This window comes from Flavobacterium sp. CBA20B-1, from assembly GCF_028473145.1.
Classification (GTDB): domain Bacteria; phylum Bacteroidota; class Bacteroidia; order Flavobacteriales; family Flavobacteriaceae; genus Flavobacterium.
In genome coordinates, this window is the sequence record NZ_CP092370.1 from 2,235,171 (window position 1) to 2,255,670 (window position 20,500).

The 20,500-nt window shown below is 35.8% G+C and carries 18 protein-coding genes; 15 read left to right on the forward strand and 3 right to left on the reverse strand.

Annotation, left to right across the window (positions count from 1 at the left end; all coding sequences use genetic code 11):
* Positions 1 to 65 precede the first annotated feature (65 nt).
* From MG290_RS10990 to MG290_RS11020, 7 genes are all read left to right on the forward strand, one after another.
* Positions 66 to 929: a ChaN family lipoprotein gene (locus tag MG290_RS10990; protein ID WP_413614625.1), complete on the forward strand. Its 864-nt coding sequence runs from the start codon at positions 66 to 68 to the stop codon at positions 927 to 929.
* 138 nt (positions 930 to 1,067) lie between these two features.
* Positions 1,068 to 1,910 (forward strand): succinate dehydrogenase cytochrome b subunit, encoded by an 843-nt coding sequence (locus MG290_RS10995; RefSeq protein WP_257500541.1) that lies wholly within the window; start codon positions 1,068 to 1,070, stop codon positions 1,908 to 1,910.
* A gap of 20 nt (positions 1,911 to 1,930) precedes the next feature.
* Complete coding sequence (locus MG290_RS11000) at positions 1,931 to 3,931, forward strand: fumarate reductase/succinate dehydrogenase flavoprotein subunit (RefSeq protein WP_264561338.1); 2,001 nt, start codon at positions 1,931 to 1,933, stop codon at positions 3,929 to 3,931.
* A 63-nt stretch (positions 3,932 to 3,994) separates the two neighbouring features.
* A complete protein-coding gene (locus MG290_RS11005) occupies positions 3,995 to 4,738 on the forward strand; it encodes a succinate dehydrogenase/fumarate reductase iron-sulfur subunit (protein ID WP_264561339.1) in 744 nt (247 codons plus the stop codon).
* A gap of 81 nt (positions 4,739 to 4,819) precedes the next feature.
* Complete coding sequence (locus MG290_RS11010; protein ID WP_264561340.1) at positions 4,820 to 5,626, forward strand: hypothetical protein; 807 nt, start codon at positions 4,820 to 4,822, stop codon at positions 5,624 to 5,626.
* A gap of 28 nt (positions 5,627 to 5,654) precedes the next feature.
* Positions 5,655 to 6,422: a nitrilase family protein gene (locus tag MG290_RS11015; protein WP_264561341.1), complete on the forward strand. Its 768-nt coding sequence runs from the start codon at positions 5,655 to 5,657 to the stop codon at positions 6,420 to 6,422.
* A gap of 90 nt (positions 6,423 to 6,512) precedes the next feature.
* The gene (locus tag MG290_RS11020) at positions 6,513 to 7,604 is read left to right on the forward strand and encodes an AOC03_06830 family ribosome hibernation factor (protein ID WP_264561342.1); all 1,092 of its coding nucleotides are present in this window, start codon (positions 6,513 to 6,515) and stop codon (positions 7,602 to 7,604) included.
* 65 nt (positions 7,605 to 7,669) lie between these two features.
* Here MG290_RS11020 and MG290_RS11025 read toward each other — a convergent pair whose 3' ends face one another.
* The gene (locus MG290_RS11025; RefSeq protein WP_264561343.1) at positions 7,670 to 9,274 is read right to left on the reverse strand and encodes an Ig-like domain-containing protein; all 1,605 of its coding nucleotides are present in this window, start codon (positions 9,272 to 9,274) and stop codon (positions 7,670 to 7,672) included.
* A 45-nt stretch (positions 9,275 to 9,319) separates the two neighbouring features.
* On the reverse strand, positions 9,320 to 10,006 hold the full coding sequence (locus tag MG290_RS11030; RefSeq protein WP_264561344.1) for a ComF family protein: 687 nt from the start codon (positions 10,004 to 10,006) through the stop codon (positions 9,320 to 9,322).
* Between the two features lie 108 nt (positions 10,007 to 10,114).
* Between MG290_RS11030 and MG290_RS11035 the strand changes: the two genes are divergently transcribed.
* The 8 genes from MG290_RS11035 (at position 10,115) to MG290_RS11070 (ending at position 20,133) form a co-directional block, all read left to right on the forward strand.
* Positions 10,115 to 11,659, forward strand: coding sequence for a glycine--tRNA ligase (locus MG290_RS11035; protein WP_264561345.1), 1,545 nt, complete (start codon positions 10,115 to 10,117; stop codon positions 11,657 to 11,659).
* A 220-nt stretch (positions 11,660 to 11,879) separates the two neighbouring features.
* Positions 11,880 to 12,716, forward strand: a complete 837-nt coding sequence (locus tag MG290_RS11040; protein WP_264561346.1) for a hypothetical protein — start codon at positions 11,880 to 11,882, stop codon at positions 12,714 to 12,716.
* A gap of 65 nt (positions 12,717 to 12,781) precedes the next feature.
* On the forward strand, positions 12,782 to 13,852 hold the full coding sequence (locus tag MG290_RS11045; RefSeq protein ID WP_264561347.1) for a T9SS type A sorting domain-containing protein: 1,071 nt from the start codon (positions 12,782 to 12,784) through the stop codon (positions 13,850 to 13,852).
* A gap of 300 nt (positions 13,853 to 14,152) precedes the next feature.
* On the forward strand, positions 14,153 to 15,187 hold the full coding sequence (locus MG290_RS11050) for a hypothetical protein (protein WP_264561348.1): 1,035 nt from the start codon (positions 14,153 to 14,155) through the stop codon (positions 15,185 to 15,187).
* Between the two features lie 10 nt (positions 15,188 to 15,197).
* Positions 15,198 to 16,295: a T9SS type A sorting domain-containing protein gene (locus MG290_RS11055; RefSeq protein ID WP_264561349.1), complete on the forward strand. Its 1,098-nt coding sequence runs from the start codon at positions 15,198 to 15,200 to the stop codon at positions 16,293 to 16,295.
* 210 nt (positions 16,296 to 16,505) lie between these two features.
* Positions 16,506 to 17,210, forward strand: coding sequence for a hypothetical protein (locus tag MG290_RS11060; protein ID WP_264561350.1), 705 nt, complete (start codon positions 16,506 to 16,508; stop codon positions 17,208 to 17,210).
* A gap of 78 nt (positions 17,211 to 17,288) precedes the next feature.
* Positions 17,289 to 19,403: a prolyl oligopeptidase family serine peptidase gene (locus MG290_RS11065; RefSeq protein WP_264561351.1), complete on the forward strand. Its 2,115-nt coding sequence runs from the start codon at positions 17,289 to 17,291 to the stop codon at positions 19,401 to 19,403.
* A gap of 85 nt (positions 19,404 to 19,488) precedes the next feature.
* Entirely contained in the window at positions 19,489 to 20,133 is a 645-nt protein-coding gene (locus MG290_RS11070; protein WP_264561352.1) for a hypothetical protein, read from the forward strand.
* A 33-nt stretch (positions 20,134 to 20,166) separates the two neighbouring features.
* Here the strand turns inward: MG290_RS11070 and MG290_RS11075 are convergent, their stop codons facing one another.
* Positions 20,167 to 20,403 (reverse strand): hypothetical protein, encoded by a 237-nt coding sequence (locus MG290_RS11075; RefSeq protein ID WP_264561353.1) that lies wholly within the window; start codon positions 20,401 to 20,403, stop codon positions 20,167 to 20,169.
* Positions 20,404 to 20,500: the final 97 nt, after the last annotated feature.

Below are 20,500 nucleotides of genomic sequence, written 5' to 3' on the forward strand. Positions count from 1 at the left end.
GCAAACAAATTGATTAAGGTTTTAATATGATTACTTTTGTAAAAAATCATTTGTAAAATATGTATATTAAAAAAATCCTTTCAATCGCTGCAATTTTATTTGTTGCAACCATAAACGCCCAAGTGCAACCTTACAAGATATTCTCTTCAGAAGGAAAAGAAGTATCGTTCAAAAAAATGACTAAAAGTCTTCAAAAAGCAGATGTGGTTTTGTTTGGCGAATTGCACAACAATACCATTGCACATTATTTGCAAGTAAAAGTGGCAAAAAGTTTACATGCCGATAAATCTAAAAAATTAATCATTGGCGCAGAAATGTTTGAACGCGATCAGGCAGAAATTCTTAAAAATTATGTAGAAGGAAAGCTTGATGAAAAAGAATTTGAAAAACAAATGCGTTTGTGGAATAATTATAAAACCGATTACAAACCGCTGTTGAATTTCGCTAAAGAAAATAAAATTAAGTACATCGCTACAAACATTCCGCGCCGCTATGCCAGCATGGTTTTCAAAAAAGGAGTAGAAGCTTTGGATACATTATCAGCAGAAGAAAAATCGTGGATAGCGCCTTTGCCGTTTCCGTATGATAAAAATCTGCCAGGCTACGTGAAAATGCTAAAAATGTTTGATGACAGTATGCATGCAAACGAAAATTTTCCAAAATCACAAGCCATAAAAGATGCAACAATGGCTCATTTTTTATTGCAAGAAAGCAAAGCAAATACTGTTTTTTTGCATTTAAACGGATCGTATCACAGCGATTATTTTGAAGGAATTGGATGGTATATCAATCAATACAATCCCAGCAAAAAAGCGCAAACAATTAGCGTGGTAGAACAAGAAAATATAGAAAAGGTAGATAAAGAGCATCTCAAAAAAGCAGATTTTATTATTGTAGTAGATGCCGATATGCCCAAAACCTACGAATAGCAACCCTTTCACACAAAAGTCAAAATTGTTTAAATTGATTATAAATAGCGAAATAAACCAATTAACATTTTTTTTGTTTTTATAATTAGCTGTATTTTTGTGTGATTTTTTAAGAAGAAAAACTAGTAACATTACATTATGGCAAAATCTGCACTATTAAAGTCGTCTATCGGTAAAAAATACTGGATGGCTCTTACAGGGTTATTTTTATGCTTGTTTTTGGTGGGTCACTTAGCAGGTAACTTGCAATTGATTTTTGGAACCGATTTACAGTTCAATCAATATGCATACTTTATGACTACAAATCCGGCGGTAAAAATTTTATCTTACGTAACGTATTTTTCAATTTTATTCCACGCGATTGATGGTATCATGCTAACCATCCAAAACAAAAAGGCTCGTCCAATTGGATATGTAAAAAACAATGCAGCAGCAAATAGTACATGGCAATCTAGAAACATGGCTGTTTTAGGAACATTATTACTTGTTTTTATTGCCACGCACATGGTAAATTTCTGGGCAAAAATGCATTTTTCTGAAATGCCTTTACAGCAACAAACCGTTTCGCAAACCGTGCCAATGACCGGCCAAAAAATGGAAGTGGTGGTTTACAACACTACAAACGGTGGATTTGTTGCACAACAGCAAGTAGAAGGCGGTGAATTTGAAGTTAGAAACAACAAAGAATTCTACATTAAAGATACCGATGTAAAGTTTGCAGAAGGATACAAAGATTTATACAAAATCACCATCGATTTTTTCAAAGATCCTTCTTATGGATTAATCTTTACCTTGTTTTATGTGTTTTCAATGGCAGTTTTGGCCTTTCACTTATTACACGGATTTGCAAGTGCATTTCAGTCATTAGGAGCGAACAATCCTAAATACAACGGATTAATTAACGGTTTAGGTAAATTTTTTGCAATCATTGTTCCTTTATTGTTTGCAATTATTCCAATTTACATTCACTTCATTAAATAATCATATAAAGAAGATTGATTATGGCATTAGATAATAAAATTCCTCAAGGTCCTATTTCATCAAAATGGACTGATTATAAAGATCATATTAAATTAGTAAATCCGGCTAACAAACGTAATATCGACGTTATTATCGTTGGTACAGGTTTAGCAGGTGGTTCTGCTGCTGCAACATTAGCAGAATTAGGCTACAACGTAAAAGCATTTTGCTACCAAGATTCACCCCGCCGTGCACACTCTATTGCTGCACAAGGTGGTATCAACGCAGCAAAAAATTATTCTGGTGATGGCGACTCTATTTACCGTTTGTTTTACGATACCGTAAAAGGAGGCGATTACCGTGCACGCGAAGCAAACGTTCACCGTTTGGCTGAGGTTTCTGTAAACATCATTGATCAATGTGTGGCGCAAGGTGTGCCGTTGGCTCGTGAATACGGTGGTTTGTTAGACAATCGTTCATTTGGTGGAACTCAGGTTTCACGTACATTCTATGCTAAAGGACAAACAGGGCAGCAATTATTATTAGGAGCTTACTCTGCAATGAACCGCCAAATTGGTCGTGGAAAAATTAAAATGTACAACCGTCACGAAATGCTAGATTTGGTAATCGTGAATGGTAAAGCCCGTGGAATTATTGCTCGTAACTTGGTTACTGGCGAAATTGAACGTCACTCTGCACACGCAGTAGTTATTGCAACAGGTGGTTACGGAAATGTTTTCTTCCTTTCTACCAATGCAATGGGATCAAACGTAACAGCAGCTTGGAAAGCACACAAACGTGGTGCGTACTTTGCAAATCCTTGTTACACCCAAATTCACCCAACATGTATCCCGGTTACAGGTGATCATCAATCGAAATTAACGTTGATGTCTGAATCATTGCGTAACGATGGTCGTATCTGGGTTCCTAAAAAATTAGAAGATGCACAAGCAATTCGCGAAGGAAAATTAAAACCAACGCAAATTGCCGAAGAAGATAGAGATTATTACTTAGAGCGCCGCTACCCATCATTCGGTAACTTAGTACCTCGTGACGTTGCGTCGCGCGCTGCTAAAGAGCGTTGTGATGCAGGTTTTGGTGTAAATGCTACTGGTGAAGCAGTTTATTTAGATTTCGCAGCAGCTATTGAACGTTATGGTAAAGAGCAAGCCCGTATTCACAATTTAGACGAAAACGATGCCAAATTGGTGTATGATTTAGGACAAAAAGTAGTAGAAAACAAATACGGAAACTTATTCCAAATGTACTACAAAATTGTTGATGAAGATCCGTACAAAACACCAATGATGATTTACCCTGCAGTTCACTATACAATGGGTGGTGTTTGGGTTGATTATAACTTAATGACAACTGTTGAAGGATGTTACTGTATTGGTGAAGCAAACTTCTCTGACCACGGAGCCAACCGTTTAGGTGCATCGGCTTTAATGCAAGGTTTGGCAGACGGATACTTTGTATTGCCTTACACCATTGGCGATTATTTGGCAGATGATATCCGTACCGGACATATTTCTACCGATTTACCTGAATTCGTAGAAGCAGAAAACAATGTGCGTTCTATGATTGATCATTTTATGAACAATAAAGGAACACATTCGGTTGACTACTTCCACAAAAAATTAGGAAAAATTATGTGGAACAAAGTAGGTATGGCTCGTAATGAAAAAGGATTAAACGAAGCAATGGACGAAATTGCAGCACTTCGTGAAGATTTCTATAAAAACGTGAAAGTATCAGGTATTGCAGAATCATTCAACCAAGAATTAGAAAAAGCATTACGCGTTGCCGATTTCTTAGAATTGGGCGAATTATTTGCTAAAGATGCATTGCACCGCGAAGAGTCTTGTGGAGGTCACTTCCGCGAAGAGCACCAATCTGCCGAAGGAGAAGCAGAACGCGATGACGAAAACTTCTCGTATGTGGCAGCTTGGGAATACAAAGGAAATCCGCGTGAAGCCGTTCTTCACAAAGAACCTTTAGTATATGAAAACATTAAAATGGTAACTCGTAGTTATAAATAATATTGGAGTAACGATGAAAGATTTAGGTCTTTTATCGTGCTCTTTTGTAAAAATTCGAATCAGATGAATCTTACATTAAAAATTTGGCGTCAAAAAAACGCAAAAGATAAAGGTCAAATGGTCGATTATAAAATCGGCGGTATTGAACCTGATATGTCATTCCTTGAAATGTTAGACGTTTTAAACAACGAATTAGTTGAAAAAGGAGATGATCCCGTAGCATTCGATCACGATTGTCGTGAAGGTATTTGCGGTATGTGTTCTTTGTTTATTAACGGTGAAGCACACGGTCCCGATCGTGGCGTAACAACGTGCCAATTACACATGCGTAAGTTTAAAGATGGCGATACTATTTATATAGAGCCATTCCGTGCAAAAGCATTCCCTGTAATTAAAGATTTAGTTGTTGATCGTTCTTCTTTTGACCGTATTCAGCATGCAGGCGGTTTCGTATCTGTAAATACATCAGGAAACACGCAAGATGCCAACGCATTACCCATTCGTAAAGACAATGCAGACAAAGCATTTGATGCTGCTACATGTATTGGTTGCGGTGCTTGTGTGGCAAGTTGTAAAAACTCTTCTGCAATGTTGTTTGTTTCTGCTAAAGTTTCGCAGTTTGCTTTATTGCCACAAGGTCGCGTTGAAGCTACAGAACGTGTATTAAATATGGTGGAAGCGATGGACAACGAAGGTTTTGGAAACTGTACAAACACCGGAGCTTGTGAAGTAGAATGTCCTAAAGGAATTTCTTTAGAAAACATTGCACGTATGAACCGTGAATACTTATCAGCATCTATAAAATAATTAAATAATAAATGTTTTAATAGGAAATCCGGACTTTATAGTTCGGATTTTTTTATTTTAGCGAAAATAAAACTTACAATTATGAAACATATTTACGTGTTATTAATGCTTTTAATTAGTACAATATCTTTTTCTCAATTTGTTCACATGAAACCTGGAGAAGAAGCTCAAGAATTGGTTGAATTGATAATGAACGATGGTGTTGTGAGAATCGGTAATGTAAAAAATAACCGACCAGATAAAATTGTTTTGCGTATTCTTTCTCAAGATGCCTATGCTTTTAGACATGCTCCTGTAGAAGTAGATTACATACAATTTAAGGAAAAAGAATCCGACGTTTATGAGAAAATTTCTGCTGATAAAATAAAGAAAATTGTTTTTCAGGGCGAGGAAATTTGGACTTTTGATAGAATCAATGTTTACAAATTTAAAAAGAAAACGCTAAAAGTGAATCGTGAAAACGTGGCTTATATGTTCCAAATGGCTAAAGTTGATGATGTCTTTAAAGTGTATTCTAATCTCTATTTTGACCAAAGAGGAGGTAGTGCTCCGGTATTAAACTATTTTGTAAAGCATAGAGATAGTGAAGATACATTTTATTTCAATATGTCAGGACAATATCTGCCTAGACAACTTCCTTTACTTAAAATATTAGCGCCACAAAATGAAAAATATGTCGCTTATATTGATAAATTAAGAGATAAAAAGTCTGAGGAGTACAAAGAGTATAAGTTGTTAGATGAAGAAAGAGATCAAGAGGTTAAGAAATATTTTGAAGAACAAGGAAAAAAAATAAGTAGAGTGGAGAAAGCTTCAATTTCTATAAATAGTCGTTATAATTTTCTGTTTTATTTTATTGGCAAAAAATTAGAGCAATTTTCTTCTTAGTTTGGTTTACAATTCAATATCTTTAAGTATGAAAACAGCCATACTACAATTTGATACCATTTGGGAAGACAAACAAACCAATTTAAACTTTGTGCAGACTGAAATTTTAAGTATGCCAACCGATATTGATTTAATAGTACTTCCTGAAATGTTTACTACCGGGTTTACCATGAAACCTGAACATGTGGCCGAAGAGGAGCAAGGAATCACATTTCAAAACCTTCAAAAATTAGCCATAAGCAAGCAAACAGCCATCACCGGTAGTTGGGTGATTAAAGAAAACAACAAGTACTACAATCGTTTGTTTTTTGTTTTCCCCGATGGATCTTACAAAACTTACAATAAACGCCATTTGTTTACCCTTGCAGGAGAAGAAAAGGTTTATACGGCAGGAAATGAAAAATTAATTGTATCCTACAAAGATTGGAACATTTGTTTGTTGGTTTGTTATGACCTGCGTTTTCCTATATTTTCGAGAATCGTTGGTGAAAATTATGATATATTGGTTTATGTAGCATCATGGCCCGACCGCAGAATCAATGCTTGGGATGCCTTGCTGAAAGCTCGTGCTATTGAAAACATGAGTTATGTGGTGGCAGTAAACCGTTGCGGAACCGATCCGGAAGGAGTGTACTATTCCGGGCATTCACAAATCATTGATTGTATGGGAAATATAATGGTGAAGCCATTTGAAAAGCAACATACCAAAACAGCAATTCTTGAAAAAGAATCTTTACAAAAAGCGAGAGCAAAATTTGCTTTTTTAAATGATGCCGACAAATTTGAAATGAAATAAGGATTTATGCTTTAAAATATATATTTGATTTTCACTATTTTAATTGAATGATAATGTGTGCTTAAAAAGAATTTCGTAAATTTAGGATAAATGAAAAATTATAAGCCTATGGAAACGAAATTGAAACAATTAAGAAATGTGCATGCAGAAAATTGTGTAACCATTCTTCTAAACACCCACAGAACATTCCCCGAAAATGAACAAGATCCGTTGGTTCTTAAAAACTTAATCAAAGAAGCGGAACGCAAATTACTCGAAATTGCTCCTAAAAAACAAGTTGATGAATTAGTCGATCGGATACATGATTTGGCAAATAGTGTGGATCACAGGCAAAACCTAGAAAGTTTGATATTGTTTGTAAACCACCAAACAGCAGAATTTATAAGATTGCCCATTGACGTAGAAGACCGTGTAGCGATAGGAAACCGTTTTGCCATGCGTGATTTAATTAGAACTATACACCAGCAAGTGAACTATTATGTGTTGGTGTTAAGAAAAGAAGATGCCCGATTAATAGAAGCATCGAACGATAAAGTTGTAAAAGAATGGGACGCACCGTTCCCGTTTGAAAATGTGCTTTTACAAACATCAAACAAAGCAGAACTTTCTGGTGCTGGTAAATTAGATAATATAATCGCTGAATTTTTTAATCAAGTAGACAAAGCCGTAAACGATACACATAAAGAAAATGCGCTACCTGTATTAATTTCAACGGATGAACCAAATTATCACGAGTATTTAAAAATAGCAGATAAACCGCAAATAATTGTTCCAAAAGTGTTGGTTAGAAGCCGGGCTTCTGAAAGTGCCCATGCTATCGTAGAAGATGCTTGGGAGCTTATGCAGCAATATGTTTCCGAGCAAAATGAAAAGCGAAAAGAAGATTTGCAAAAAGCGGTATCGTCTAACCGCTTCATAAGCGATACAAATGAAATTTACCGTGCCATTAAAGAAGGTCGAGTGCAAACCTTATACATCGAAAAAAACTTATTTCAACCAGCGCTCATTGTTGATGATCAAATTACATACATTTCAAACGATACACAAGAAAACACAAATGTAGTTGATGATCTTTATGACGAATTAATTGATTTAAATAGCAATTTTGGTGGTGATGTGGTTTTTCTTCCCGAAGATAGTCTCACTAAATTTAATGGTTTTGCTGCCTTAACCAGATATTAATTTTTAAAAAGAGCAGTGCAATAAGCAAAAAGCCCCAAAAGTTAAAATCTATTTGGGGCTTTATTTTAAGGAAGAACCAATGTCTCGTTTAATTCCCAATTGGCTCGTATGTCAAATTCTTTTTGAAAGTTAATAACCTTTTCGGGCTGGCGTTTTTCAAGGTAGTTTCCGGTGTCCCATTTTTTGTTGCCATTGGCATCTTCAATAATTCTTACAAAATATTTATCGGGTTCAATGGCTCGAAATTCAATTGAACTTTCTTCGGTTATATAAAGATAATCATACAATTTTTCATCTTTGGTTAACAGTTCAAAAATAATAGGATAGTTGACTGTTCCCGAAAGTGTAAAAGCAATGTTGCCATAATCGGTTAATTTTCCGGTCTGAAAGCGCTGAATAATTTCGGTTTTTAAAGCATTATCATAGAAATCAGTAACGCTGTTTGGTTTTAAAAAAACGGTATATTTTTCATCTTCCACCTTATCAAACAAAATTTGTATGGCATTGTTTAAACTATCGGTTTTAACCGAAAATGGAATCTGAAGCGAATCTTTGCCTATCACCTGCATTAAATCCTTTGAAATGTTTTTAAAAGGCGTGTTGGTGGTAAACGAAATCGTATCTCTAAATTGAATAGTTCCTGTTTTGGTGAATTTTATCAGAAGCGTATCAATTGGTTTCACGGTTCGCTGCGTTACGGTATGTGTTTTTTCATAAATGCCCGATTTGAATTGAAACTGCAACGAGTCATATTTTTCCAGTGGAGTATAAATATAAAGAGAATCTTTTCCGGGCACTTTGTTAAAACGTGAGGCAATGGTGCGGTTGTTGCCTTTTACCGCCACTTCTAAGTTTTTTGTATCGCCCTCATAAGCCGCCAACCATTTGTTTTGGCTCACCATCGACGGTCTATAGGCAGTGGTTTGCTTTACTTCCGAAAACAATTTTAAATGATACACACTGTCTGTTGGTAAGCTGATGGGCGTTGGGTGAAAACCTATTTTATCTGATTTAGGGTCGAACTTATAATTGCTGTTTTTTTCTTGCAAGGCAATAAGATAATAACTGCCACTTTTCAAGTTTTCCAAATCGGCTTGGGTAACACTGTCTTTTGCATTGGCCACATACAACGGTTTCTTTTTATAAATGGTAGAATCGGTAAATCCTTCTTTTTCGTATAAAAGAACATTAACCAAACCTTTTGATTTTCGGTTGTAAGCATCCTCAAAAGTAGTAGCAAGTTTTAATGAATCGATATAATCTCCCGTAGAAAAAACATATTTATAATTCGTGTACGGATTTCCTTCGTTATTGTCTTGGATACTTTCGCCAAAATTAAAACTATATGTGGTGTTGGGTTTTAAAGTATCAAAAATCTTGATTTTTATAAATTTGCTGGGATAGCCCATCGGAGTAATTTCGGGCTGCGTGTCCATTGGTGGCGAAATAATCAACTGTTGGTTTACTTTGTTCAGCTTCACATATTCGTCAAAATTAATTTGAATGATTTTTTCTTTAAAATGCGTGCTGAAATTATCGGGCGAAGAGGATAAAATCACCGGGGGCAACGAATCTTGTGGGCCGCCGCTAATGGTTCCGCGTTTTGCGCAATTGGTAAAAAGCACCAACGTTAGTATCGAAAAAAAACAAAAATATCGTAGCAATTTCATGTACTTAAATTTACCCTGCAAAGTAACTATTTTTATTTGATTTTTTCAGCGTGTATATGCCATTGTTAGAATGCTTATTTTATGGTTGGAATTTTGCAGTATGGTTTTTCCCGCATTTTGCAAAGTAGCTCCGGTGGTCATTACATCATCAATCAACAAAAGATGCAACTGTTCAAAGTGATGATATTTTGGGTTCACCTTAAATTCGGCTTTCTTCTTAGCACGCTGAAAAATATTTTTCTTGGTTTGTGTTTTGCTTTTAGTGGTTTTAATCAAAAAATCTTTGTAAAACGGAATGTTTAGTTGTTTGCTTAATGCGGTTCCAAAAGCCGTTAATTGATTGTAACCGCGTTTGCGCTCTTTGGTTTTATGCAAAGGAATGCACACAATAGCCTGAACTTCATTAAAAATGCTTTGATCTTTTAGCTGTTTTAAAGCCAATTGCGCCATGAAAAAGCCAATGGATTGTTTGTTTCTGTATTTTAATTCGTGAAGCAGTTTTTGAGTAATGCTTTCTTGCGAAAAATATAAAACCGCCGCACAATGTTTCACCAACAGTTTGCCATAAAACCTGCGTTTCATTTCATTGGAACTAGAAACACTCGCCGGAACCAAAGACAAATGCAACAAACAAGAAGGGCACAAAATATCGGTTTGCTTTTGCAAAACAGCATCACAACCATAACAAAGTTGCGGATAAAATAAATCAAAAACATCGATAATTGCCCACATTACCAACAAGTTTATGTACCTTTGCGTTAAAATACGATAAAAAACAATTGTGTTCAACGAATTGTTGCACAAATTTTTAATAAACTTCAATTTTACTATTTTTGCACTATGGCAAAACAAGAAGACATTTTTAAAAATGTAATTTCGCACGCAAAAGAATACGGATACATTTTTCCGTCAAGCGAAATTTACGATGGATTAAGTGCTGTGTATGATTATGCACAAAACGGAGTAGAGTTAAAAAAGAACATTCGCGAGTACTGGTGGAAATCAATGGTGCAAATGCACGAAAATATTGTAGGGATTGATGCCTCGATTTTTATGCATCCCACCACATGGAAAGCTTCTGGGCACGTGGATGCCTTTAACGACCCGTTGATTGACAATAAAGATTCTAAAAAAAGATACCGTGCCGATGTGTTGATCGAAGATTATTGCGAGAAACTTTGGCAAAAAGCCCAAAAAGAAATCGAAAAAGCAAAAGGGCGTTTTGGCGATGCTTTTAACGAAGAAGAATTCATCACGACCAATCCACGTGTGGTGGAATATCTTTCCAAAAAGAAAGCCATTTTAGAACGCATGGCAGCCGGTTTAGATTCAGGTAATTTAGAAGATGTAAAAGCCTTAATTGAAGAATTGGGAATTGCCGATCCAGAAACAGGTTCTAAAAACTGGACCGATGTGCGCCAATTCAATTTAATGTTCGGAACAAAATTAGGAGCTTCTGCTGATACGGCGATGGATTTGTATTTGCGCCCCGAAACCGCACAAGGAATTTTCGTAAACTTTTTAAACGTGCAAAAAACCGGACGTATGAAAATTCCGTTTGGAATTGCACAAACAGGAAAGGCGTTTCGCAATGAGATTGTAGCACGCCAATTTATTTTCCGTATGCGCGAGTTTGAACAAATGGAAATGCAGTTTTTCGTAAAACCGGGCGAAGAAATGCAACACTATGACTATTGGAAAGAAACCCGCTTAAAATGGCATTTGTCATTGGGCTTAGGAAACGAAAACTACCGTTACCACGACCACGAAAAATTAGCACATTATGCCAATGCGGCTACTGATATTGAATTTAACTTTCCATTTGGATTTAAAGAATTAGAAGGAATACATTCGCGTACCGATTTCGATTTAAAAGCACACGAACAACATTCGGGCAAAAAACTACAGTTTTTCGACAATGAAACCAATTCGTCTTATGTGCCGTATGTAGTAGAAACATCTGTAGGATTAGACCGCATGTTTTTGGCAGTTTTCTCAAAAGCTTTGCAAGAAGAAACTTTGGAAGACGGATCCACGCGCACCGTTTTAAAGTTACCAAGTGTTTTAGCACCAACAAAAGCAGCAGTTTTACCGTTAGTGAAAAAAGACGGTTTGCCGGAACTTGCCCGCGAAATTATTGAAGAATTAAAGTGGGATTTCAATGTGGCTTATGATGAAAAAGATGCCGTTGGCCGTCGTTACCGCCGCCAAGATGCCTTGGGAACGCCGTTTTGCATCACGGTTGACCACCAAACATTAGAAGATAAAACCGTAACCATTCGCCACCGCGATACCATGCAGCAAGACCGTGTGGCAATTGCTGAATTGCGAAACATTATCAACGAAGAAGTTTCAATGCGCAATTGGTTGCAGAAAATGAAATAAGATTTTATACAAGAACAAAAAAAGCTAAAAAGAAATTTTTAGCTTTTTTTGTTTTACTTAACAACATGTTAATTTTTTTATTATATTTACAATTCAATTAACTTAAATATAATAATTATGAGTAAATTAAGTAAAATTTTGTGGGGGGGGTAATAGGCCTAACCCTTACAGCATGTAGCGAAGATGTTTCGCAAAGCCAAACACCAGAATTAAAAAAGTAGTGCCAGGGACCGATCCTAAAGCAACAAGTGATTCAGGTGGAGTCAAGCCTTTTACGAATATCAATGGGTATGATTCTCCTTGGGATATTAATAATGTGGTACCGGTTCAACATTATTTTCAATGCCATTTATTTTCTCAACAAGGTGTTTATACAAGAGTAACCCCTTATATTGGTTTGGCTTATTACGATGGTGCTAATGATGGTATTTATAATGGGGTTAATTTAGCGGGCGGTTATCCAAATTTATATGCTGGTGGTAATGAGTATGGGAATTACATAGCTGCCAACCCAATTGTTTTAACAGGTACTTCAAGTACACACGAATTAGCGGTATTTTCTGATTGGGTTACACCTCAAGCAAACGATCATTGTCCTGTTATGCCAAGTGTGTATCAATACCCATACAACCCAGAGCCTATTTTTTTTGATTTGGTAAATAACAACATGGTTAAACCCGCAGCATTGGGCTTGCCTCCCATTACACCACCATCAGCATCTGCTACCCCGCAAGAGGTACAATTACTAAAAGATTTCGGAAAGGTAATGTATTACAAAATTGAATTTGGAAGTAATCCCACAGTATTTACAGATACTTTTTATGTTTTGGGATTGCAAGATGATAGTGGTGATGCAATACAAAATTCACTGTCTGTAACCGATACATTTGGCGGAGATTTATATTGGCATATTAGTTCTAGAGAAATTATTGTAGATCCTACAACTGTTGCTAACCCAGATTTTGTAGTTTCTGGCGGTGATATGCCAACAGCTGTGGGTTCATTTAGGGCAAGAACGTCTTATTTAGACGGGTTTGTACGTTTATATATAGAGTAATAGTAATAAACAAGACGCCAAACTATTTATAATTAGAAAGTTTGGCGTATTTTAATTTTATAATTATGAAAACAAGAATATTTTATATAGCAGCAGTTTTTTTGTTCACGCACTTATGTACAGCACAAATATTATTTACCGAAAATTTCAATAATTATGCATTGGGAGAAGTAAGCACCGATGCTACAGGAGCGATACCTGGAAAAGGCGGTTGGTATGTGAGAAAAGCATACCCTAACAACCCTGCACCATGTGAAATTGTTGCAGAAGCTGGCAGGGGTAATGTATTGGCAATTGGCGGCAATATTAATAATTTTACGCAAGGTAATACTTCGAGGGTAATACAAAAAAACATCAACACCTTATGGAATGGCAGAACACAAGGTAACAATATATTAAAATTAGAATACGATGTTTATACCGTTAGTACTTCGGTTAGTACAGATAAAATGGGGGGGTATGTAGGTTTAAGCACCGCAACTAGTAACAAATATACAGTGAGCAATGTCATAGATAATATTGTTGCTGGAAAACCATCAGCTGTTAATGCTAAATTACAGACAGGGTATTACACACCTTCTGGTACACAGTACATTTATTTGGGAGTAAATAATACTCCTGAATATACTAATTTTCCTTATAACACTTGGGTTTCAGTGCAACTTTTTGTAGATTATGAATACGAAGCAGGTAATGTAATTGGTGGTAAAATATATGTTTACATACCCGCATTAAATATTTTAAAGGGAGCAAGTTTTACACATAATGAAATTATAGAGATTTTACATTTACATGGAGGAGGTACAGGTAATTTACCAGTGGCGGTAAAATATGATAATATTAAATTAACTGCTTTAAGCACCTTGCCAAACTATTTAGGAGTAGAAAACTTTTTGGCAGAAAACTTTAATTTATACCCCAACCCGGCAAACAGTGTTGTAAACATCAGTAACGCCGAAAATATGCAGATACAACAAATCACGGTGTATGATGTTGCAGGCAAACAGTTAAGCACCAAAAACTACAACAACGAAACCGAAATACAATTAAACGTAGAACATTTAGCAAGTGGCACGTATATGCTGCACTTGCAAACCAACCAAGGCACAGCGGTTAAAAAACTGGTGAAGAAATAGTTTTTTTTCTGTATAATGTAGATTGTATTGCTGTAAAATGTAAAATAAATTTGTGCAAAAATAGCAAACTGTAGTAGAGTAACTTTAAAAAAACTTTGCCAAAGTTCCAAACTTTGGCAAAGTTTATAAACATCATCAACGAAGAAGTTTCAATGCGCCATTAGTTGCAAAAAATGAAATAAGATTTTATACAAGAACAAAAAAAGCTAAAAAGAAATTTTTAGCTTTTTTTGTTTTATTTAACAACATGTTAATTTTTTTATTATATTTACATCCTAACTAATTAAAAATATAGTAATTATGACAAAATTTGCAAAAATTTTGTGGGGGGGAGTAATAGGCCTAACCCTTACAGCATGTACAACCGACAGTGTATTTGAGGACAATGGTCAAGCAAGTACTTCAGAGCATCCTTCTAATCCCGGTTCACAGTATGCAACTTATAGCATGTCTGATTCTTATGAGTCGCCATGGGATATTGATTCATTGTATAAAGTTAAATACGAATTATACAGCGGTACAATGAACGACGGTGTACACGTCCGGGTAACCCCTTATATAGGTTTGGCATATTATGATGGTGCTAATGATGGTTTTTACAATACCCCAACAGGTGGGTTTAACTTGGCAAGTGGTGCCTATCCAAATCTTTTTGCCAGTGGAAATGAATACGGCGATTATGTACAAGCAAATCCTATTGTATTAACACAAGTGCCTGGTACAGGTTGGTACACCCACGAGTTGTGGGTGCAACATGATGAAGATCATTGCCCGTTAGTAAACATACCAGTGGGTATTAATTATAATTTAAACAGTATTGGTTTTGATATTATAAACAATGATATTGTACAACCTATGCAGCTAGGGTATCCATTACCTGCACCACCACCTGCTGGTACAAGTGCAGAAGAACGCTTGTTGCGCGAGTATGGCAAAGTGTTTTATTACAAAGTAGAGTTTGGTACCGATATGTATAATTTTGACCCCGATGCGTATTATGTATTAGCCCTAGAGAATAATAGTATTAATGACGATTGGTCTCTAATGGGGCTTTCAGATGTACCTTTTGGCAGCGATTTATTATATCACGATAGCCCCAGTGGTGTAAGCACAAAGGAAATTGTTGTTAATCCCGATACGTTTACAGGTTCAGACCCTATGAACGTGAGTTCAGGACAGTTGTTTGGTACTGCTACCCTCGGCAGTGGCACTGGTATTCGCAAAATAACTACCGTGCCGTTTTATGATGAGTGGGTTCAAATTCCGGCTCTTACCGGTCCTTGGGTGCCAAAACCTAATAGACAACCTCGTGGAGTAAAAATTTATATAGAGTAAATAGTTAACTATGAAAAAGATTCTCCTTATTATAACCACCTTGTTAGGCGTTTATAACTTAACTGCCCAAGTACTCTACATCGAAAATTTTAACAGTTATCCTGTGGGAAATATAGGCACCGATTATAACGGCACGGTACCCGGTGTAGGCGGTTGGTTTACCAAATCCGAAAATAAACCTATCTACAATACGCCGCTTACCAATAACGATTATAAAATTGTAGCCGAAGCCAACAAAGGGAATGTTGCACAAATAGGACCCCTTACCAAAAAAGGTGAATGGACACGTACTTTATTCCGTACCGATATCAACCCCTATTGGCAACAACGCACAGCAGGTAATAATGTTTTTAAGTGCAGTTTTGATTTGTATGTAGATGATAGTTATATCAGTTCCACTCCTCCATCTGATCCAATACGTATAATTTTATACAGCAAGGAAGGAGGGTTGACTAGGTTTTCATATGATCCTGATCATCATAGTTTTATGGCTGGTTTTGATTTTTCTAGGGGTAATTTTAATCGCGGAAGTGGTGAAGCTGTAGTGGTAAGTCCCGGCACCCCCTTACAACCGCCACCAAATGGCAGTTGGATTACTGTAGAAATGTATATAGATTATGATAACAACAAAGCGTATTTCAGCATACCAACTTTAAACTATACGAATGTTAAAAACATTGCATTTACTTTAGAGCTGGGTGGTTTAGATACCGAGGGCAACCCCTTGCCTGATGACAGCCCTGTTGAATTAGTGTTTTTTTACACGAAGTCTGGCGATGTTGATGGTACTTTTTATACCCCAAAAATAGATAACATTAATTTAGTAGCTCAAAACACGGTACCCACTTTAGCTACTACCGAGCAGTTAGCAGAAAAATTTAATTTATACCCCAACCCAGCAAACAGCGTGGTAAACATCACTAATGCCGAAAATATGCAGATACAGCAAATCACGGTGTATGATGTTGCAGGCAAACAGTTAAGCACCAAAAACTACAACAACGAAATCGAAATACAATTAAATGTAGAACATTTAGCAAGCGGCACATATATGCTGCATTTGCAAACGAATCAGGGTACAGCGGTTAAAAAACTGGTGAAGAAATAGTTTTTTTTCTGTATAATGTAGATTGTATTGCTGTAGAATGTAGAATAAATTTGTGTAAAAATAGCAAACTATAGTAGAGTAACTTTGGCAAAGATTAAAAAAACGTATCGCCTTGGTGTTTAAGTAATATTTTTGATGTAGAAACCAACTCCTTGCTTGTTTATATGGAAAGGAGTTTTATATTTACACCAAATTTGAAAGTTTATACTTATGAAAAAAATAATCTTGGCAACCCTGCTTGCAGGCTGTTTTACATTCAATTCATGTGATAAAGAAAAAGAGCTAACTACAAATGCTGTTTATCTTCCGGCAAAAATTTACGGCGACAGTGGTCCGGTTACTTTTAAATACGATGATAAAAATAGAATTGTCGAGATGAAAGAAGGCGATTCTAACTATACCATTACTACTACACTTAACTATACCGGTGATTTAGTAACTTCGGCAAAAGTTGAAGAAATTACCACAGAAAATACCTATACCACTAACTACATGTTTACCTATGAAGGTGGTAAGGTACTAATTTCTTATAATGACGACCCCGAACCTGTAGATGTTTTTTCTATTGATGACAAAGGTAAATTGATAGGATACGACGGCGGGTCAATCTCTTATGATAACATAGGAAATATAAAAAAAGTAACCAATCCCTACGAGGAATATACTTTTGAATACGATACAAAAAACGGTGTCTTTAAAAATGTAAAAACGCCGCAATGGGTGTATGTTTATTTGTTAGACGATTACTTTTTATACATGGTTAACAACGGTGTAAAAATAGAGTATAAAGATTTAGAATCATCAGAAAACCACACCCAAATAATCGACTATACATACAATGCCGATCATTTTCCCGAAAAAATAATGTTCTCAAACGAAGATTATTACATAAAAGTAGAATACACAAAAAAGTAATCAAATTCAATTCATATAATTAAAAACTTGCCCAATTCGGCAAGTTTTTTTATTTTGCAGAACATCAACAATACCATCATGAAAAAATTAGTATGTTCTATTTTTATCGCTTCTGTTATTTTTTCACAAAGCGTAAATGCCCAAAATAAAACAATGAAATATCCCCAAACTGCAAAAAAGGAAGTTATAGACACCTATTTTAACAACCAAGTGTCAGATCCATACCGTTGGTTAGAAGACGACCGCTCTGCCGAAACTGCTGCTTGGGTTACGGCGCAAAACCAAGTAACTTTTGCTTATTTAGATCAAATTCCCTATCGCGATCAATTGCGAAAACAACTAACCGAAAAATGGAACTACGAAAAAATCAGCGCTCCGTTTGTAGAAGGTGATTACACCTATTATTTTAAGAACGATGGTTTGCAAAATCAATCCGTTTTGTATCGAAAAGACCAATCGGGCAAAGAAGAAATCTTTTTAGATCCGAATACGTTTTCTAAAGATGGAACCACCTCATTGGCCGATGTTTCGTTTACCGAAGATGGAAGCTTAGTTGCTTATGCCATTTCAGAAGGCGGCAGCGATTGGCGCAAAATCATTGTTTTAAATGCAAAAGACAAATCGGTAATTGGTGATACACTAGTCGATGTGAAATTTTCGGGAATCAGCTGGTACAAAAACGAAGGTTTTTACTATTCAAGCTATGACAAACCAACCGGATCCGAGCTTTCTGCCAAAACCGATCAACACAAATTATATTACCATCAATTAAATACACCTCAAAAAAACGATCAAGTGGTTTTTGGCGAAAAATACAAACGCCGTTATGTGGGCGGATATGTTACAAACGATCAAAAATACTTGATTGTTACAGCTGCAAATGCCACATCGGGTAACGAATTGTATATTAAAGATCTTACAAAAGCAAACAGCCAAGTGCAAACCGTTATCACAGGTTTTGACAATGATTATTCAGTGGTTGATTCAAAAGATGGAAAAATTTATATCGAAACCAACCTGAATGCTCCAAACCGAAAATTAATGGTGGTAGATGCGGTAAAAATTGTGAACTTAGATGCGTGGGAAGACCTCATTATAGAAGCAAATAATGTACTGGATTTATCAAAAGCGGGCGGTTATTTTTTTGCGCATTATATGAAAGATGCCGTTTCGGTGGTAGAACAATTTGATTATTCGGGGAAATTCATCCGCACCATTGAATTGCCCGGCTTGGGAACCGCAAGTGGTTTCAGCGATAAAAAAGATGCCACAGAATTGTACTATTCGTTTACCAACTACATTACGCCAGGTACCATTTATAAAATGAATATTGCTGCGGGAACATCGCAAGTGTATCAACAGCCAAAAGTGAAGTTCAACTCAAGCGATTATGAATCAAAACAAGTTTTTTATACATCTAAAGACGGTACAAAAGTACCCATGATGATTACCTATAAAAAAGGAACAAAGTTAGACGGAACCAACCCAACCATGTTGTATGCTTACGGAGGTTTTAATGTTTCGTTAACGCCAAGTTTTAGTGTGGCCAATGCCGTTTGGTTAGAAAATGGCGGCGTTTATGCCGTAGCGAATTTGCGTGGAGGTGGTGAATACGGTAAAAAGTGGCACAATGCCGGAACCAAAATGCAAAAGCAAAATGTGTTCGATGATTTTATTGCAGCCGCAGAATATTTAATAAAAGAAAAATACACATCTAGCGAAAAACTGGCAATCCGTGGTGGATCAAACGGTGGATTGTTGGTTGGTGCAACCATGACCCAACGACCAGATTTAATGAAGGTAGCTTTACCGGCTGTCGGCGTTTTAGATATGTTGCGTTACCACACATTTACCGCAGGTGCAGGCTGGGCTTACGATTACGGAACGGCTGAAGATTCTAACGAAATGTTTAATTATTTAAAAGGATATTCGCCGGTTCATAACGTAAAAGCTGGTGTTTCGTATCCGGCAACTATGGTTACAACAGGCGACCATGACGACCGAGTTGTTCCTGCACACAGTTTTAAATTCGCTGCCGAATTACAAGAGAAAAATGCGGGTAACAATCCAATGTTAATTCGTATTGATGTAAATGCAGGTCACGGTGCAGGAAAATCGGTGCAGCAAACCATTAACGAAAATGCCGATATACAAGCATTTACTTTGTGGAATATGGGCGTTACGAAGTTGTAACAGTTTTATTAAATGTTAAATAAAATTTAAGTCACCGTTTTGCGGTGACTTTTTTAATTAAATTTAGTTTCTAAAAACTTAACTTATGCGCAAAATTTTACTTTTATTGATGCTGTTTTCATTTTGCTCAACAACTTTATCAGCACAAAACAAAAATGATGAAACCACATTAGATGAATTAATTATTAATTCAAAAACAAAAAAGAAAATAAAAAAGTTAAAAATAAAAGGCTTTCCTTTTTACGGTTACTATAATCAGAATGAATCAATTGTTACAGGAATAAATAATCCTCCTAAAGGTAAAGTAAAATCAGTGGTGTTCAATTTTAACAATCGTTATACAAGATTTGTTGGGCAAAATATAGAACAGGTTAATATAAGCTATTTGGATATGGAATTTGGCATATTGGTATATGAAATGAATGATAGATATCAACTTGGAAATATAGTGAGTGATTGTGAAGTAAAATTTTTCGTTTCAAAAGATCATAAAGGAGATTTTAAAGTTGATGTATCTGAAATTGATTTTCCTGAAGGGCGTTTTTTTATAGGTATAAAAGTGTTGTCTGAAACCTACAAAAACGGTGTAGGTAGTTTTTATGTGATGATGTGTGATAATGATGAAAGTGTATCTTACAGAACACATAAAAATCATAAAGAATCAAATAAAAATGTTTTTTATAATTTAAACGATGGACACTTAAAAATGACATTAGAAATAGAACAGTAACAAAAAAATCCATCGTTTGCGCGATGGATGTTTCTATTTAGAAGGTTTGTCGCCGTTTGCCAGCGAAAATTTCATTGATTTTTTTGGATACTGCTCCACACTAATATCGCTAGGGTTGTTAATCAATTTTTTAATACTTATTTTATCGCCCAGCTTAAAATTAGCTTCGGTAAATTTATAATCCAACAAATAAGGTCCGCAGAAATAATTTCCTTTTTCATCTTTTTCAATGATGCCTTGGTATAAACCTTCTTTCGTTTCTTTCCCCATAACGTTTTATTTAAAGTGCAAAGATAAAGACTATTTGTGATTAAACAGCGTTATATGAATGTTCAAATAAAATGTTTTATATTTATTATCCATTAAA

Excerpts from the sequence above, each read along its gene's own strand:
- MG290_RS11030 (WP_264561344.1), bottom strand. The coding sequence starts at position 10,006 with ATGTGGGCAATTATCGATGTTTTTGATTTATTTTATCCGCAACTTTGT.
- MG290_RS11025 (WP_264561343.1), bottom strand. The coding sequence starts at position 9,274 with ATGAAATTGCTACGATATTTTTGTTTTTTTTCGATACTAACGTTGGTG.
- MG290_RS11045 (WP_264561347.1), top strand. The coding sequence starts at position 12,782 with ATGAAAACAAGAATATTTTATATAGCAGCAGTTTTTTTGTTCACGCAC.
- MG290_RS11050 (WP_264561348.1), top strand. The coding sequence starts at position 14,153 with ATGACAAAATTTGCAAAAATTTTGTGGGGGGGAGTAATAGGCCTAACC.
- MG290_RS11070 (WP_264561352.1), top strand. The coding sequence starts at position 19,489 with ATGCGCAAAATTTTACTTTTATTGATGCTGTTTTCATTTTGCTCAACA.
- MG290_RS11065 (WP_264561351.1), top strand. The coding sequence starts at position 17,289 with ATGAAAAAATTAGTATGTTCTATTTTTATCGCTTCTGTTATTTTTTCA.
- MG290_RS11005 (WP_264561339.1), top strand. The coding sequence starts at position 3,995 with ATGAATCTTACATTAAAAATTTGGCGTCAAAAAAACGCAAAAGATAAA.
- MG290_RS11035 (WP_264561345.1), top strand. The coding sequence starts at position 10,115 with ATGGCAAAACAAGAAGACATTTTTAAAAATGTAATTTCGCACGCAAAA.
- MG290_RS10995 (WP_257500541.1), top strand. The coding sequence starts at position 1,068 with ATGGCAAAATCTGCACTATTAAAGTCGTCTATCGGTAAAAAATACTGG.
- MG290_RS11020 (WP_264561342.1), top strand. The coding sequence starts at position 6,513 with ATGAAAAATTATAAGCCTATGGAAACGAAATTGAAACAATTAAGAAAT.
- MG290_RS11055 (WP_264561349.1), top strand. The coding sequence starts at position 15,198 with ATGAAAAAGATTCTCCTTATTATAACCACCTTGTTAGGCGTTTATAAC.
- MG290_RS11000 (WP_264561338.1), top strand. The coding sequence starts at position 1,931 with ATGGCATTAGATAATAAAATTCCTCAAGGTCCTATTTCATCAAAATGG.
- MG290_RS11010 (WP_264561340.1), top strand. The coding sequence starts at position 4,820 with ATGAAACATATTTACGTGTTATTAATGCTTTTAATTAGTACAATATCT.
- MG290_RS11075 (WP_264561353.1), bottom strand. The coding sequence starts at position 20,403 with ATGGGGAAAGAAACGAAAGAAGGTTTATACCAAGGCATCATTGAAAAA.
- MG290_RS11060 (WP_264561350.1), top strand. The coding sequence starts at position 16,506 with ATGAAAAAAATAATCTTGGCAACCCTGCTTGCAGGCTGTTTTACATTC.
- MG290_RS11015 (WP_264561341.1), top strand. The coding sequence starts at position 5,655 with ATGAAAACAGCCATACTACAATTTGATACCATTTGGGAAGACAAACAA.